The organism is Escherichia sp. MOD1-EC5495 (assembly GCF_002965965.1).
Lineage (GTDB): Bacteria > Pseudomonadota > Gammaproteobacteria > Enterobacterales > Enterobacteriaceae > Escherichia > Escherichia ruysiae.
Map to the genome: position 1 here is coordinate 1 of NZ_PTRI01000013.1, position 15,604 is coordinate 15,604.

A 15,604-nucleotide genomic window follows, 5' to 3' on the forward strand; every position below is an offset into this window, starting at 1 on the left:
GACTATCACTTATTTAAGTGATATTGGTTGTCTGGAGATTCAGGGGGCCAGTCTATAGAAGGACTGCTTGACGCATCGCTTTCCCCAACATTGTCCATGCCATCTGGCAACGATACGCTTTTGCGGTTTGCTCAATATGGAGAAGAGGTAATGGAAAATGTATAACCAATCAAAAATTATACTGCTTTCCTTAGTATTGTTTTCATCGGCAGGTTGCAGCATAAGTAGAGCTGTTAACAAGACTTTATCTCCACCGCCAGATACAAAATGGGTCAATGTTGAAGTAAAAAATCCTTCTCAGTATACGAAACCTTTCCCGCTTGAGGTCAGATACATCTCGTATGAATGTATGAAAAAAAGAATCAGTGGATTTGATGGTTCTGTTATCACCGAGCCCAGCTACAATGTTATCGGGATCCCCGTGCAGCAGGAGAGTGGGGACATCTGGAAAGGGAAAGTCGCTATGACAGGCGGCGGCTCATGCAAATGGACGTTGAGTGCGGTCAATTTAGGTATCGAATATATAGATGCTACACATCTTGGCAAAGATCTTGTACCCGGAACAGCGGTAGGGATTTCGCTCGCTTTTGATAATGATGCTTCCAGAAACGGACAATATACTGCAACTGAGGGCGATTTAAATTTATCACCAAAATATTATCCCTATATATCTGAATGGAATCTAGGCGAAAAAAAGAAAGAATTGTCCCTTTTAGGTAAGGAAAGCTTCCTGTCCTTAAGTGTTTATAATGTAAATCAAATTAAATTTGCACCTGTAATAGATGAAAGCAAAATTGTGAAATATATCGGGATAGAAAAGAAAATTAAAGGAGCGCATTCAAAAATAGAGTATCCAGATGGCAGCATTATATCCGATGGGACTGTGTTTCCTGATTTTGATAAAGTTGATAAAATGAAAGTTAAAAAATAAAAATGACAGAGTTTTTTTGTTAAATATATCAGGATGGTTAATTATTATAAGTGCAGGTCTGCAACATATTTTTACGATTGACTTAATACGGAGAAGAAGGGATTGAAAATACATAACCAATCAAAAATTATTCTGCTTTCTTTAGCTTTGTTTTCATCATCAGGATGCAGCATCAATAGAACTGTTAACAAGACTTTATCTCCACCGCCAGATACAAAATGGGTCAATGTTGAAGTAAAAAATCCTTCTCAGTATACGAAACCTTTCCCGCTTGAGGTCAGATACATCTCGTATGAATGTATGAAAAAAAGAATCAGTGGATTTGATGGTTCTGTTATCACCGAGCCCAGCTACAATGTTATCGGGATCCCCGTGCAGCAGGAGAGTGGGGACATCTGGAAAGGGAAAGTCGCTATGACAGGCGGCGGCTCATGCAAATGGACGCTTAGCGCCGTAACACTTGGCATTGAATATATTGATGCCACTCACCTTGGTAAGGATCTTGTGCCCGGCACGGCGGTAGGGGTAATGCTGGCATTTGATAATGATGCTTCGCGTAATGGCCAATTTACCTTCTCTACGGGTGACTTACATATTTCGCCTAAATATTACCCATATATTCGAGAAAGAAAAATAACAGAGAAGACAAAATCGCTTTCTCTGTTAGGAAAAGAGAGTTTTCTTTCTTACAGAGTATCTAATTTCAACAGTATTTATTTTTACCCTAAAATTGATGAAGTGAAAGTTGTTAGATATATAGAACCGGAAAGAAAAGTTGATGGAGTGTACTCCCGGATAATTTATCCGGATGGAAGTTATGCACCAGAAAGATCGCTTTTTCCTGATTTTGATAAGGTTGATAAAATGAAAGTTAAAAAATAAAAATGACAGGTTTTTTGTTAAATGCATGAGGCAGATTAATTATTGTAAGTGCAGGCCTGTAACATACTTTTACGATTGACTTAATACTGAGAAGAAGGGATTGAAAATACATAACCAATCAAAAATTATTCTGCTTTCCTTAGTATTGTTTTCATCGGCAGGCTGCACCATAAGTAGAACTGTTAACAAGACATTATTTCTATCAGTAGATACAAAATAGTTCAATTTCGTTTTTAACTCTTTATTAGTGACAGAATTCTTTAAACCTTAACAGGATAAATTCATTGTGGCTAACGGTCTGGTATTACTTGGAGATAAAACAACGCATGGTGGCAAAGTTAATTCGGCCTCCTCCAATATTACTGTTGATGGAAAAAAGGTTGCTTTAGTTGGTGATTTTGTTAGCTGTCCGATTATAGGGCATGGAACGAATCCCATCGTGGAAGGATCGCCACACCGTACCTTTAACGGTCGTGCTGTTGTCGTCGATGGTTGCAAATGCCTGTGCGGTTGTAAGGTTATTTCGAGTGCTAAGAATAGTACGGTAGGACAATAAATGGGCTGGGAAAGATCGAAAGCAACAACGATGGAGTTACCTTCTGAACCCTCTTTCATGGGGTGGCTTTTAGCAGGTGGTACTACCGTGGTTGTGGGTGTGTTGCTGTTTATTCTTCATGCGTCAGGCATGGTTAAACCATTGTCTGGATTCAACATTTGGTGGCTGGCATCAAGCCCAGTGCTTTGCTGGTTTTTCCTTTTTTGCTTGCGGGGCTGGCTTTGGGGCAGAACATTTGATGAGCACCAGTTTTTGCAGAAGGAAGCTGAATATGGGCAACATCAGTGGGAATCCTGGGCGGGGCGTTATCTGGCGGTGCTTGGTAGCAGTATTCTGTTACCTTCAGGTGTAACCGCCAGGGCCATCTCGAAATCAGAGGCATCAGATGTGCCGTCCCTTTTTTCACTGACCAGCCATTTTGACGCTCAATCCGTAATGTCTGGTTCTTTATTAGAGCTGGGGCTTGCCAGTGTGCAGAACGCAATCGCGATGCTGCCAGATACAGTGCAACTTAATATTACTGTTGTAAGTGATGAAATTTCTGCCGATTCCGATTCCCAATTTCGAAAAATCTGGGAAAGCATATATCCAGAGCGCGCTATCTCTGGTTCTATTTCCTTTTGCGAAACCCTTTCTTTTTCCTGGATTGAAGAACGCCTTAAGAGCCCAGCTATGGATATCGATTTGCTCCTCATATTGCAGAAGCATGGGGCTGAACAATATTCCGATGCACTGGCGAGTGTGCTTCTTACCAGCGATGATGTAGCTGAAAAATATCAATTTCCTCATTCTGCCCGCATTTTGCGACCGATGCCGCTGGATATGGCTCATTTCAAAGCTGATGTGGGATTGTTTCTGGAAACACAAACGATCGCATCTCAGACATCAAAAGTTTATTGCGACTATGGGCACTGGAATGACTGGTTTGCTGAATTAATGATGGCTTCTCAATTACATCAAACATCGTGGGCGCCCCAGGATATTGATGTACTGGAAAAATATAACGGTATTCCGGGGGCAGGTAGTGCATGGTTTTTGGCCGCATTACTCTCCGATATTACATCTGTTAGCCAGACATCCGTTTTAGGTCTGTTTACTTCTGGAACTGATCATTTTGTCAGTACAGTTACTTCAGGGAGCAATAATAATGATGTCGGCTAGTTTATGGAGCAGAGGAGGGCTTGTTGGCATCGTTGCCCTAATTTCTCTTGTCATACTGAGTTTGATACTGCATTTCGGCCCTCAGTATGGTCTCGATACACGCCTGAAAGAGGCGATGGCATTTGTATCTGTGTGGCTTGTCCTGCTGATTATTCGTTACACGCCGTTTGTGTTCCGATTTATGCGAGAAAAATATCACCGCTGGCAGGAACAGAAGAATAATGTGTTGCCTTTTGATGAACAGAGAGTTGCCAGGACGCCACCCCATAACGTCACCGTCGACACCATCCGTCTCGCCATGCGTAATCTCTACGGTCGTCGCTGGGGACGTAAAACCCGCATCCTGTTGATAACCGGTACACCCTCAGATGTTGAGCTGCTGACCCCTAAACTGACCGCTCAATTCTGGCAAGAAGATCGTGGCACTCTGCTTTTGTGGGGCGGTGATCTCAATACGCCAGCCGACAATATCTGGTTGACTGCTCTACGCAAACTGCGCCGCCGCCCGGTGGATGGTCTGGTGTGGGTCACCTCGGCTTTCGACCAGTTGTCTGTTCCTGGTCTGGAACAGCCGTTGCCCGTGCCTTCTGAAAGCGCAATGGACTCTCTTTCTCATGCCATAAGCAGCCGCATGGAGGCGCTGGGCTGGAAGATTCCCCTGTATATCTGGTCATTGCATCCGCGAGCGGGTAAGCCTGAAGGACGTGTTGTGCAGGCTGCTGGCTGCCAACTGCCCGCCGGGTGTTGTACCGAAGGGTTAGCTAAACAATTGGCTATCCTGACGCCGGAACTGACTTTACAGGGACTACAACAGGCCTGCGGTGAGGTGAAACATAACTTTTTGCTGAGGCTTGCCGACCAGCTTATCCGTAAACCGGAGAGCGTGACCGCACCGCTGTCGGCGATGCTTAATCCATACCGTCCGCTGCCTCTGGCTGGGCTGGTGTTCAGTCAACCCTCTGCCAGCGGTGAACGTGCCGTGCCGCATCAATGGGGAATGGACAAATGCTGGGATGCTCTGCCTGAATCTGTTCGGATGCTTCCTGCCGCACTGCGTCCCGTCAGGCCGGGCATTCCATGGCAGAAGGTTATAGCGTCTGTTATTGCCCTGGTGATGGTGGGGTGGGGGGGCTGGATGGGCGTCTCCTGGAGGACTAATCGTGGTCAGATTAATACTGCAAATACCCAGGCAGCGATGGCTTCCCGACAAAACCAGCCACTGGAGCAACGCTTGTACGCACTGTTTGAGCTGCAAAAAACGTTGGCTCGTCTACAGTATCGCTCTGAGCATGGTGTGCCCTGGTATGAAAAGGCGGGATTAAGTCAGAACAATGCGTTGCTGACGACACTCTGGCCTCGTTATCAGGAAAGTGCACTGCCGCTGCTGCGGGATGCGGCTGCAGATCACCTACAAAAGCAGGTCAGTGCCTTTAATGCGCTGTCGCCAGGTAGCCCGCTGAGGGAGCAAAGGGCAAAAAGCACCTGGGAACAGCTCAAACTCTACCTGATGCTGGCGCGTCCTGAGCATATGGACGCCGCCTGGTTCAGATCTGCTTTGCTGAACAACTGGCCGAAACGTCACGGTGTGAAAGACGGTGTCTGGCAAGGAATGGCTCCATCATTGTTGTCGTTCTATGCTGCGCAGTTGATCACGCATCCTGAGTGGAAGATCCATGCTGATGAAAGCATGGTCAGCCAGGCTCGCTCGCTGTTGGTTCGGTTGATGGGGGTACGTAACAGTGAGTCGAGCCTCTATCAGAAGATGCTTTCGCAGGTGGCGCACTTGTATGTCGATATGCGCCTGGAGGATATGACCGGTGATACCGATGCTGCCCGCCTGTTCAGTACTACCGAAATTGTGCCGGGGATGTTCACCCGTCAGGCATGGGAGCAGGCGGTGCAGCCTGCCATCGAGAAAGTAGTGAAGTCGCGGCGGGACGAGCTCGATTGGGTACTCACGGACAGTAAGCGTCAGGCGAATAAATCGGACGAGACCTCCCCTGAGGCGCTGAAAAATCGCCTGACGGATCGCTATTTCGCAGACTTTGGCGGAGCCTGGCTGGAGTTCCTTAATAGCCTGAGCTGGAACCAGGCCGCTACGCTGTCGGACTCCATTGACCAGTTGACCCTGATGGCTGACGTGCGTCAGTCACCTCTGGTGGCGTTGATGAACACCCTGAACGTGCAGGGGCGCACCGGGCAGACTGGTGAAGCAATTTCAGATTCATTGGTGAAATCAGCCAAAAATCTGCTGGGCGATGCCAACAAGGATGCTATTGACCAGAGCGTAGGTGTACATGGACCGCTGGATGCAACATTCGGCCCGGTGCTGGAGTTGATGGACAAGAGCCGCACGGGGGCACAGGAGCAGAGCCTGCAGTCGTACCTGACTCGTGTGACGCAGGTGCGCCTGCGCCTGCAACAGGTGACCAATGCCGCCGATCCGCAGGCGATGACCCAAACGATTGCTCAGACGGTATTCCAGGGCAAAGCTGTAGATCTAACTGAAACTCGTGACTACGGCAGCCTGATTGCCGCCGGGCTTGGTCAGGAGTGGAGTGGCTTTGGGCGCGCAGTGTTTGTAAATCCGATGGAGCAGGCCTGGCAGTTGGTTCTGACCCCTGCGGCGGACAGTCTTAATGCCCAGTGGCAGCAAGCGGTGGTTGCCGAGTGGAACTCCGCCTTTGGCGGGCGTTATCCGTTCAACAACGCCAGCAGCGATGTATCTTTGCCGCTGCTTGCCAAATACCTCAATGTCGATTCCGGTCGTATTTCGCAGTTTTTGCAGACACGCCTGAAAGGCGTACTGCACAAGAATGGGAATAACTGGGTGCCGGACAGTATCAATTCGCAAGGGCTGACCTTTAACCCGGCGTTTCTCAACGCTATCAACACATTGAGCTATATCTCGGATGTCGCCTTTACCGAAGGTAATGCCGGGATGAAGTTCGAACTGCGCCCAGGCACTTCTGATGGCGTGATGCAAACCGACATGATTATCGACAGCCAAAAACTGACCTATGTGAATCAGATGCCGGCGTGGAGGAGCTTCACCTAGCCTGCGGACACAGAAGCGCCTGGCGTGAGCCTGAGCTGGATAAGTACCCAGGCTGGCACCCGTCAGTATGCGGATATTCCCGGAACGTGGGGCTGGATACGCCTGCTTGATAAGGCTGAGATCAGTGCTTATCCCGGCGTCGGCAGTAGCTACACACTGAGCTGGAAAGCTCAGGATGGACGCCTGCTCAATTATACCTTGCGTTCCGAGGTGGGAGAGGGGCCGCTGGCACTGTTGAAACTGCGTAACTTCCGTCTGCCGGGAACCATCTTCAACACGGTCAGAGTGGCAGCGTCAAACCAGCTTGCCAGCGCGACCAGTAATGCAGAGGCGGTTTACTGATGAGTACGCTGGATACTTTACTTAGAGCTTGCCAGACAGAGCAGGCGATACTGCTTGGCGCTACCGGTGAGCGCGTGGCGCAGTGGAACAACTGGTTGCTGCCGTTATCAGGGACATCATCTGTAGGGGAAGACCCGGGGTATGACGATGACTTCCAGCAAATGCGCGAGGAGGTCAATAAACTCTCCGGGGCAGATACCGAACTCATTTGCCGACTGGCGGAGAAGTTGCTCACCACCACCGCCAAAGATATCCGTGTGGCGACGTATTACTGCTGGGCCAGGCTGCATCGTGAAGGCGAGCAGGGGCTGGCAGAAGGTCTTGAGCTGCTGGCCGGTCTGATAGACCGCTTCGGCACGCAGCTGCATCCGCAGCGTGACCGCAGCCGTAAGGCAGCACTGGAGTGGCTGGCTGGTTCACGTATGACTGATTCCCTTTCACTGTATCCGGAAGTGGTCAGGGAAGATGCGTTGCGTACCACCGGCGCGCTGCTTCTGATAGCTCAGCTAACCGAAAACGAATCGGATGAAACCCGTCCTGAACTGAATGCGCTGTACGGCGCACTGGAAAACCGCCTGCAGAAAGCGGTTGGTGTGGATGCGGTTGTACCACAGAACGCCAGCGCCACTGAGATACCGTCCACGGCGAGCCACAGCGATGCTCCGGCTATCGGGCGGATCACTTCTGGTCAGGATTTGCTGGCGCAGGCACGCACACTCAGTGAATACCTGCGAGAACAGCCTGACGGTTGGTTGTCAGCGCACCATCTTATGAAAAGTCTGCGTCACGACACCCTGCGGGCCATTCCGGCTCCGGATGCGCAGGGACGCACACGTATCGAGCCTCCCAGGGCTGACCAGCGAGCACTGCTCAAGCGCCTTTACCTGCAACAAAACTGGGCGGAAATGCTGGAAACGGCAGACAGCACTTTTTCCCGAGGTGCCAATCATTTGTGGCTGGATCTGCAGTGGTATATCCATCAGGCACTGACGAAGTCCGGTAAAGACACTCTGGCTGCCATCATCGCCGCTGACCTGAAAGGGCTGCTGAAGCGGCTATCCGGGCTGGAGACGCTGGCGTTCAGTGACGGAACGCCGTTTGCCGATGAAGTAACGCTGAACTGGCTCCAACAGAGTGTGCTGGATACGACGAGCGGATGGAGCAATGACACATCATCTGCCCCGCTAATAGCCAGTAACGATGACATTCTTGCGTTGGAGCCTGAAGCTGTGGCACTGGCTGATAATGAAGGCCCGGATGCTGCATTGGGATGGCTACAGACCCAGCCCGGCATAACGACAGTTCGCCAGAAGTGGCTGTTGCGCCTGCTGATGGGGCGCATTGCTGAACAGTACGGTAAAAATGATCTGGCGGCGCACCTGTTTGCCGAGCTGGGTGAGCGTGCCAGAGAAGTGGTTCTTAGCGACTGGGAGCCTGAACTGTTGTTTGAAGTTCAGGCGCGCCATCTGAAACTCCTGCGGCTTAAAGCCGGTCGCAGTGAGGCAGACAAGGTTCGGCTCGGGTCTGCCATGGAAAAATTGCTCGGCGGGCTGATTCAGCTCGATCCGGCGCGGGCCGCAGTGTTGTGTGGTTAGAGAATGTTATTAACTGGATAAAAATTTATTTATCAGGAGGATGAACAGGAATGGCTCATAAAAAATAAGAAACATTAGGGATGTTAATTTTGGGTGAAAATTTCACTGGCCAGTGCAATATTTATGTCAATCACCCCATATAACAAAATATGAGTTCATTGCGGCAGTTGTCTTCCCTTTAATTTACAGGGCGAATAAAAATTTCTGGCTTATACATCTTTTATTGATATCTGTTTATTCATCCTTACGGGGTGTCCTGTTTCTGGAGATGGAATCATGCCAGAAGAGGAGGTTAAGGTTAGTTCATCTGATGGAATTGTCTGTTTTTGTGCTCTCAATACTGAAGGTTATCGATTGTCAGATATCGCTATTTATCCCATGAATATGCCAGGTAGTCGGCGGAAATATATATTTTTATCTGACTTCAAGGTAATGGGGGGAATTATGTTCAGAAAAATATCTGCCGGATTTGAAATTTCAAATGAGAAGGTAAACCCCATTTATCTCACTCCCCTCGACGTAGTGAGATAGCTTTCCCTTTTAGGAAAAAGAACATTCTTTACTATATTTTGAGTAATTCTTTTATGAAAGATCTAACACTACGCTATTTCGATGCGGAAATGCGCTACCTTCGTGAGGCGGCGAAAGAGTTCGCCCAAACCCATCCAGATCGTGCCGCGATGTTGGACATGGATAAAGCCGGTACACCAGACCCGTATGTCGAACGCCTGTTTGAAGGCTTTGCCTTTTCGATGGGGCGGCTGCGTGAAAAAATTGACGACGACCTGCCGGAGCTTACCGAAGGGCTGGTCAGTATGCTCTGGCCACACTATCTGCGCACTATTCCTTCACTTTCAGTAGTGGCACTTACCCCGGCGCTACACGCCATGAAAATGGCGGAAGTGGTGCCTGCAGGGCTTGAAGTGTATTCCCGACCAATAGGACCGAGGAACACCGTTTGTCGTTACCGTACCACGCAGGATGTGATGCTCAATCCCCTCAGTGTTTCGGGCATCACTATGACCACCGAATCTGACGGTCGCTCGCTGCTACGGATACGCTTTGCCTGTAGCAGTCAGGCGGACTGGTCGAATGCTGATCTTAGTTGCCTGAGCCTGTATCTTGGGGCTGATGCTTCAGTCAGTAGCCAGTTGCATCTGATGCTAACGAAACGCCAGGCGGCGTTGTATATGCGCCTGCCCGGTCAGACTGATCGCATCCGTCTTGACGGGTATTTCTCGCCGGGCGGGTTTGCCGAAGAAGACCGCCTGTGGCCGAAAGGCGATAGTGCTTTCAGCGGCTATCAGTTGCTACTGGAATACTTTACCTTCCGGGACAAGTTTATGTTCGTCCATCTCAACGGCCTGGAGGGGATCACACCTCCTGCCGGGGCGGAGTATTTCGACATTGAAGTGGTGCTCAGTACACCGTGGCCGCCTGATCTGCCAGTCACCGATGATGCCATTCGCCTTCACTGCGTACCGGTGATTAACCTGTTCACCCTGGAGGCTGATCCGCTCATCATCACCGGACTTGAAAGTGAATATCTGCTGCGTCCTAAACGGCTGCAGGACGGGCATACCGAGATTTATGCTGTGGATTCGGTTACCGGTTCAAACCGAACCAATGACGCAGAGTATGTTCCGTTCAGCAGCTTCCGCCACAAAGGGGGGATGATGCGTCGCCATGCGCCTCCGCGCTATTACCATACGCGCGTTAAGCGCAGCGTGACCGGACTGTATGACACCTGGTTAATTCTTGGGGGGCATCAGTGGGAAGATGATCGACTTGTCGAGCGTGAAGTTGTGTCGCTGCAAATCACCGGCACGAACGGTCAACTGCCGCGCCGGGCGCTGCAGAGTACACTGCTTGACCGCTGTGAGCAGGTCGTGGATACGCAGCTTTCAGTGCGCAACCTTTGCAAGCCAACGCTGCCGGTTTACCCGCCTGCTGAAGACCGTTTCCACTGGCGAGTACTGAGCCACCTGGGAGCCGGGTTCCTCAACATGATGAGTACCGCAGAAGTGCTGCGTGGAACGCTTGCGCTGTACAACTGGCAAGACGATGAACTGAACATCCGGCGTCTGGAGGCGATTCAGCATGTGGCTCATCATCGTCTGCAGCGGTTCGAACAGGGCTTCCTGTTACGAGGGCTGGATATTGAAGTGACGCTCGACAACAACGGGTTTACGGGCGAGGGCGATATTCATTTGTTTGGTGAGATGCTTAACCGTTTCTTTGCGCTCTATGCCGATATGAACCAATTTAACCAGCTTACCCTCATTATCCAGCCAGAAGGAAAATGCATCCGGTGGAAAGAGAACCACAGCCCGCGCCTGCCCGGTTAATCGCACAGTGGGGTGACCGGCTGCCGTATATGAATTTTTACCGCTTCTGCCAGTTGCTGGAGCAAAGCCAACCGGATCAACCGGTCACCGGTAGTACCTGGCAGGTACGGCATGAACCGGTGCGCTTTCGCCCGCATCCGGGGATGGGGTTTCCGGCCTCTGAAATCAAAGGCGTGGAATTACCTGAGTATCCGCACTTACCCCCAACGGTACGCATTACATTTATGGGGCTCTACGGCGTGGAATCTCCATTGCCGACGCACTATATCGATGACATCACCCAGCGCCGCGAAGGGTACGAAGCCACCAGCGATTTCCTCGATATCTTCAACCATCGGCTGATTGCCCAATACTACCGCATCTGGCGTAAATACTCGTACCCGGCCACGTTTGAAGAAGGTGGTAAGGACAAAATCTCGCAGTATCTGCTGGGGTTGGCTGGGCTTGGGATTGACGGCTGCACCGACAGTATCGCCGCTCCCGCCTCACGCTTTCTGGCGCTACTGCCAGTCATGTTGCTGCCGGGGCGTACTGCGGAAGGTATGGCCTCTCTGGTGCGTTTGTTGGCACCCAATACACAGGCGAAAATCTGGCATCACGACAAACACCGGGTGCCACTGAAAAAAACGCTGACCATGAGCGTGAGTAATCCCTCCACTCTGATAAATCGCCCAGTGATGGGCAACTATGCCACTGACGTTAACAGCCGGGTGTTGATGCGCCTTACCACGACGGACCCGGCTGAAGTGCAGGGCTGGTTACCCGGTAGTGAGCTTCATACAGATTTAATGGCTCTGTTGCATGTCTATCTTGGCTCACGCCTTGATGTCCGCCTGCAGTTGTGTGTCGACCGTAGCCTGCTACCGGATGCCACAATGAACAGCAATCCTACAGTCGGTGCAGTGCAATTAGGGCGTACAGCCGTAATGCGTCCACTGAGTGTGGCGGACACAGCTACATACAGCAAAACAATAACCATCAATCTTGGCCGCTATGAGCGGGTACAGGAAAATATTCACCGCAGGGAGACCGATGAAGATGGCGATTATCGCTGGTAAATTTCCCCTGGTTACGCTGACTACGGGCATCACACTGATGCTGGCTGGGTGTGGCCTGACCCAGAGCATTACGGACGGCACTGTCGCCGTGACAAAAGCGATTTTTTATAAACAGGTGAAAACCCTGCATCTGGATATTCGGGCACGCGAGGCGCTGAACCTCAATGCCAGTGAAGTGGCGCTGTCTATAGTGGTGCGCATTTACCAGCTCAAGGATCGCAAAACCTTCGATAGCACGGATTATCCTTCGCTGTTTAAGTCTGACAGTCAGGCTGTTAAGGCTGACCTGGTGGCGGAGAAAGATATCCGCCTGAAGCCGGGTGGGGCAGTGATGGTTGATATGCCGATGGAGGAAAGTGCGCAGTATGTGGCGGTGGCGGGCATGTTTATGTCGCCGGATCAGGTGAGTAACACCTGGCGGGTGGTGTTAAGCCGTGACGATCTTGACCCGGATAAAGCCCGAATCATTGAAGCAGGAAGCAACCGACTGACTCTGAAGGCGCTGAAAGATGAATGACACTCCCCATCCGTCATTGTATGAGATCCTGTTTGGGAATTTTACCGGAGGGCTGGATCTGCATCAGGTTAGCGAGCAGAACCAGACGATCCTCTCAGTGCTGGACAATATGCAGCGCATTCTTAACTGTCGTGCCGGTACGCTGGCGCATTTACCTGACTACGGTCTGCCGGATATGACCAAAATCCTTCAGGGGATGCCGGGTATGGCGCATGAACTTATGGGGGCATTATCTGCTGTACTGCTCAAATATGAGCCACGCCTGCAAAAAATAACCGTTGTTTTGCTGGAACAAGAGGTTCCCGGTGAGCTGCGCTATGCCATTGATGCTGAACTTAAAGGTATTGGCCTGGTGCGTTATAGCACCGAATTTGTACCCGAAGGTCGGGTTCTGTTGAGGCATTTGAAGCAACAACAGTATCTCGACACGACAACTCGTATGTAATGTTTCTTCCTTAATTCGGCAACGCTCTGAATATGCCGCAGAAACGATAGTCTTCTATAACCGCAAGCACGTCAGATGGACAACAGGTCATGAATGACATAACCCCACGTAAAATCAAAACCGGCGGTGACCCGCGCACGCTACCGGATTATGCCGCCCTGCGCGATGAACTGAATAAGCTTACACATCCGGCGCGTCCGGATGTGAACTGGCATTATGTCGAGAAACTTTGTCTCTCACTGTTTGATCAAAATGGTGTAGAGCTGCAGACGGCAGCCTGGTATACGCTGGCTCGTACGCAACTGGCTGGATTATTCGGTCTCAATGAAGGTCTGGCAATACTGGAGGCTCTGATAAGTCATGAGTGGGGCGTGCTCTGGCCGCAGCCTGTTCACGTTCGAATGGAGATCCTGAGTAATCTGAGTCAGCGTTTGCAGCAACGTATACGCTCGCTGCCGCTGATATACAGCGACCTTGGTCAGTTGTATCGGGCAGAACAACTGCTTACCCGCCTGGGGGAAGTATTACAGCGTCTGGAGCTTAGGCATCTCAGCCAACTGGATACTTTGCGTGCCCTGATACACAACAACGCTGTCAGCCTGGAAAGCAGCGACGGTACAACCAGCACAGGGACGACAATTCAGTCTGGTATCGTGTCGCCTGCCACAGTAATAAATAGATCCGATATATCAATAGGTTCCCATGCTGAAAGTCTGTTTGAAGATCCCCGAAGGCCAGGCGGTACGGTGAAGTGGGTGTATGTTACACAACCGAACGTAGAGGTACTTCCGGCAATACCCGCGCCAGTAAAAAGGTGGAAATCTTTTGTTGCTGGGATGTGTTCCATGCTGATGATAAGTGCAGCAATGGTATGGGGCTGGCAATATTTTCACCGGTCGGATCCATTACAAGCCCAGCTTACTGCCTCTTTAACTCCATTACCCGCAATACTCACGCCTGAACAACTGGATATATTGCGGCAGCAATCTTCCTTGCCACAAACGTTAATAACGCAAACACAGCAGCAGCTTGCACTTCTGGACAAGCTACCACCGGACTGGCTCATTACCCGAGAACGGCAGCTTGTCGAACAAGCCCAGTCGATTTGGCCGGAGCGGGCAAAACCTCTGATGCAACGGTGGCAGCAACAACTTAATGTTGCCACATTGCCGACAGGAAACCTGAATGGCTGGCATCAGGGAATGATGACGCTACAGAAACTGAGTGAACGACTGAACGGACTGGATGAGCATAAAGGGAAATATATGACGGTCAGTGAACTGAAATCTGTGGTGTATTCCGCTATGCAGCTATTTAACCAATCCATACCGGCTGAAGAACAACTGCGGATACTGGCGCAATCGCCGGTAGGGCAGCCACTCCCTCCTGCCGCAGGGGCTCAGGCAGAGATGCGCCTGAAACAACTTATCGCCAGGTATGCCGACATTAAACAGAATGCTTCGAAGCTAAAAGGTGTGAATGGTTATGAATGATCTGTAACAACGACCAGAAATTTATCGTAGCCAGAAAAAGAAAAAGCCCCGCTTTTCAGCGAGGCCTTATGAATAGTGGTGCCCGGACTCGGAATCGAACCAAGGACACGGGGATTTTCAATCCCCTGCTCTACCGACTGAGCTATCCGGGCAACGGGGCGCATTAAACCTGATTCGCCTCGTCTCGTCAATCAAATTTCTTCAAATTACTGCAGACTGCACAATCTATCATCACTTTGCCGCTATTGCACACATTTCAGGAAAACCAGGCGGTCCAGGCGGCGGAAAGTGGCATTGCCAGAAGCAGTGCTGGAAGCATGTTGACCACCGGGAACATTTTAATGCCACAGATGCGTAAACCGGTCGCCAGAAGCAATAATCCTCCCACCGCGCTAAAGTCCGCCATCATCGCCGGCGTAGTTAGCGGCAATATCAGCGCGGCTCCCCAGGCCAGTGTTAACTGGATGATGAGCAATGGAATGCTAATTACTGATACCGCAATTCCCAGAGAGCAGGCGAAGATCATCGCCGTAAAGAAATCAAGAAATGACTTGGCGATTAAAATACTCGGATCGCCAGTCATTCCTTCATTCATCGCGCCGAAGATCCCTGTACCGCTGGCACAAAACAGGACAATAATCGCGACAAAATTTTGAATAAAAGATTCATGCGCTGGCTTCTTGCGCGAGTGGCGAAACAGATTCTGCGCTCTGGCAACCGCTGTATTGACTCCTTTCTCCAGCAAACATATTTCGCCGATTAGAGCGCCAAGTAGCGTAGCTAAAACCATCGCCGGAAGGTTGGCGCATTTCACCACCAGTAAAATACCAATCCCCAGCGATGCCAGACCAAAAATCGATGTCATTGAGACGCGGATACGTTCCGGTAAACGTTGGCTAAGCAGTGCGCCGAGAACGCCACCCAGTAATACTGCACTAGCGTTGATAAAAGGGCCGATGACCACGAGAGTTCCTGTTAACTGTATTGTTTGATTTTTTTATTATGAACTTTTTGCCCTGTTTATGGCTTGTCTGGCCGCAAAGTCCTGGCTTGCACGCTTTAGCGAAAGGTGCCATTATTGCGCGAATTTTCTCCTCTCTGTACGGAGTTTGCCTGATGCATGCCACCTCCTTACATTCTCTCGCTTCTCGCCGTTTTGCGCGAAAATCTTCCCTTTCCATGTTACTGCTCATGCGGTGAAGTTAACGCACGCTTACT

General features: G+C 50.4%; 13 protein-coding genes, 1 tRNA gene and 1 pseudogene. 13 read left to right on the forward strand and 2 right to left on the reverse strand.

Annotation, left to right across the window (positions count from 1 at the left end; genetic code table 11):
- The first annotated feature begins 157 nt into the window (after positions 1-157).
- The 12 genes and pseudogenes from BEG40_RS12010 (at position 158) to BEG40_RS12065 (ending at position 14,386) form a co-directional block, all read left to right on the forward strand.
- On the forward strand, positions 158-931 hold the full coding sequence (locus tag BEG40_RS12010) for a hypothetical protein (RefSeq protein WP_105285463.1): 774 nt from the start codon (positions 158-160) through the stop codon (positions 929-931).
- 102 nt (positions 932-1,033) lie between these two features.
- Positions 1,034-1,813, forward strand: coding sequence for a hypothetical protein (locus BEG40_RS12015; protein WP_105285464.1), 780 nt, complete (start codon positions 1,034-1,036; stop codon positions 1,811-1,813).
- Positions 1,814-2,099: 286 nt separating this feature from the next.
- The gene (locus BEG40_RS12020) at positions 2,100-2,369 is read left to right on the forward strand and encodes a PAAR domain-containing protein (protein WP_016158925.1); all 270 of its coding nucleotides are present in this window, start codon (positions 2,100-2,102) and stop codon (positions 2,367-2,369) included.
- Positions 2,370-3,530, forward strand: coding sequence for a KPHS_23130 family T6SS system protein (locus BEG40_RS12025; protein ID WP_105285465.1), 1,161 nt, complete (start codon positions 2,370-2,372; stop codon positions 3,528-3,530).
- Positions 3,517-6,930: pseudogene (locus BEG40_RS12030) on the forward strand (ImcF-related family protein). Before BEG40_RS12025 ends, BEG40_RS12030 begins: the two are co-directional and overlap by 14 nt.
- Positions 6,930-8,525, forward strand: a complete 1,596-nt coding sequence (tssA, locus tag BEG40_RS12035; protein WP_105285466.1) for a type VI secretion system protein TssA — start codon at positions 6,930-6,932, stop codon at positions 8,523-8,525. Before BEG40_RS12030 ends, tssA begins: the two are co-directional and overlap by 1 nt.
- Before the next feature lie 276 nt (positions 8,526-8,801).
- The gene (locus BEG40_RS12040; protein WP_238145706.1) at positions 8,802-9,056 is read left to right on the forward strand and encodes a hypothetical protein; all 255 of its coding nucleotides are present in this window, start codon (positions 8,802-8,804) and stop codon (positions 9,054-9,056) included.
- A gap of 53 nt (positions 9,057-9,109) precedes the next feature.
- Positions 9,110-10,873 (forward strand): type VI secretion system baseplate subunit TssF, encoded by a 1,764-nt coding sequence (tssF, locus tag BEG40_RS12045; protein WP_105285467.1) that lies wholly within the window; start codon positions 9,110-9,112, stop codon positions 10,871-10,873.
- Entirely contained in the window at positions 10,828-11,931 is a 1,104-nt protein-coding gene (gene tssG, locus BEG40_RS12050) for a type VI secretion system baseplate subunit TssG (protein ID WP_032159876.1), read from the forward strand. The genes tssF and tssG overlap by 46 nt, the downstream gene beginning before the upstream one ends.
- The gene (gene tssJ, locus BEG40_RS12055; protein ID WP_016231433.1) at positions 11,912-12,448 is read left to right on the forward strand and encodes a type VI secretion system lipoprotein TssJ; all 537 of its coding nucleotides are present in this window, start codon (positions 11,912-11,914) and stop codon (positions 12,446-12,448) included. The genes tssG and tssJ overlap by 20 nt, the downstream gene beginning before the upstream one ends.
- Complete coding sequence (gene tssE, locus BEG40_RS12060; RefSeq protein ID WP_001000322.1) at positions 12,441-12,893, forward strand: type VI secretion system baseplate subunit TssE; 453 nt, start codon at positions 12,441-12,443, stop codon at positions 12,891-12,893. Before tssJ ends, tssE begins: the two co-directional genes overlap by 8 nt.
- 89 nt (positions 12,894-12,982) lie before the next feature.
- Positions 12,983-14,386, forward strand: coding sequence for a VasL domain-containing protein (locus BEG40_RS12065; RefSeq protein WP_105285468.1), 1,404 nt, complete (start codon positions 12,983-12,985; stop codon positions 14,384-14,386).
- 76 nt (positions 14,387-14,462) lie between these two features.
- On the opposite strand, the gene BEG40_RS12070 is transcribed toward BEG40_RS12065, so the two are convergent.
- Positions 14,463-14,538, reverse strand: a tRNA-Phe gene (locus BEG40_RS12070).
- Positions 14,539-14,642: 104 nt separating this feature from the next.
- On the reverse strand, positions 14,643-15,350 hold the full coding sequence (locus tag BEG40_RS12075) for a DUF554 domain-containing protein (protein WP_000234520.1): 708 nt from the start codon (positions 15,348-15,350) through the stop codon (positions 14,643-14,645).
- Positions 15,351-15,502: 152 nt separating this feature from the next.
- Between BEG40_RS12075 and BEG40_RS22100 the strand changes: the two genes are divergently transcribed.
- Positions 15,503-15,586 (forward strand): hypothetical protein, encoded by an 84-nt coding sequence (locus tag BEG40_RS22100; RefSeq protein ID WP_219906480.1) that lies wholly within the window; start codon positions 15,503-15,505, stop codon positions 15,584-15,586.
- Positions 15,587-15,604 lie beyond the last annotated feature (18 nt).

What these genes read in the sequence shown, in the direction of transcription:
- tssE (WP_001000322.1), top strand. Translation starts at nt 12,441, where the DNA reads ATGAATGACACTCCCCATCCGTCATTGTATGAGATCCTGTTTGGGAAT.
- tssA (WP_105285466.1), top strand. Translation starts at nt 6,930, where the DNA reads ATGAGTACGCTGGATACTTTACTTAGAGCTTGCCAGACAGAGCAGGCG.
- BEG40_RS12025 (WP_105285465.1), top strand. Translation starts at nt 2,370, where the DNA reads ATGGGCTGGGAAAGATCGAAAGCAACAACGATGGAGTTACCTTCTGAA.
- tssJ (WP_016231433.1), top strand. Translation starts at nt 11,912, where the DNA reads ATGGCGATTATCGCTGGTAAATTTCCCCTGGTTACGCTGACTACGGGC.
- BEG40_RS22100 (WP_219906480.1), top strand. Translation starts at nt 15,503, where the DNA reads ATGCATGCCACCTCCTTACATTCTCTCGCTTCTCGCCGTTTTGCGCGA.
- BEG40_RS12065 (WP_105285468.1), top strand. Translation starts at nt 12,983, where the DNA reads ATGAATGACATAACCCCACGTAAAATCAAAACCGGCGGTGACCCGCGC.
- tssG (WP_032159876.1), top strand. Translation starts at nt 10,828, where the DNA reads ATGCATCCGGTGGAAAGAGAACCACAGCCCGCGCCTGCCCGGTTAATC.
- BEG40_RS12040 (WP_238145706.1), top strand. Translation starts at nt 8,802, where the DNA reads ATGCCAGAAGAGGAGGTTAAGGTTAGTTCATCTGATGGAATTGTCTGT.
- tssF (WP_105285467.1), top strand. Translation starts at nt 9,110, where the DNA reads ATGAAAGATCTAACACTACGCTATTTCGATGCGGAAATGCGCTACCTT.
- BEG40_RS12010 (WP_105285463.1), top strand. Translation starts at nt 158, where the DNA reads ATGTATAACCAATCAAAAATTATACTGCTTTCCTTAGTATTGTTTTCA.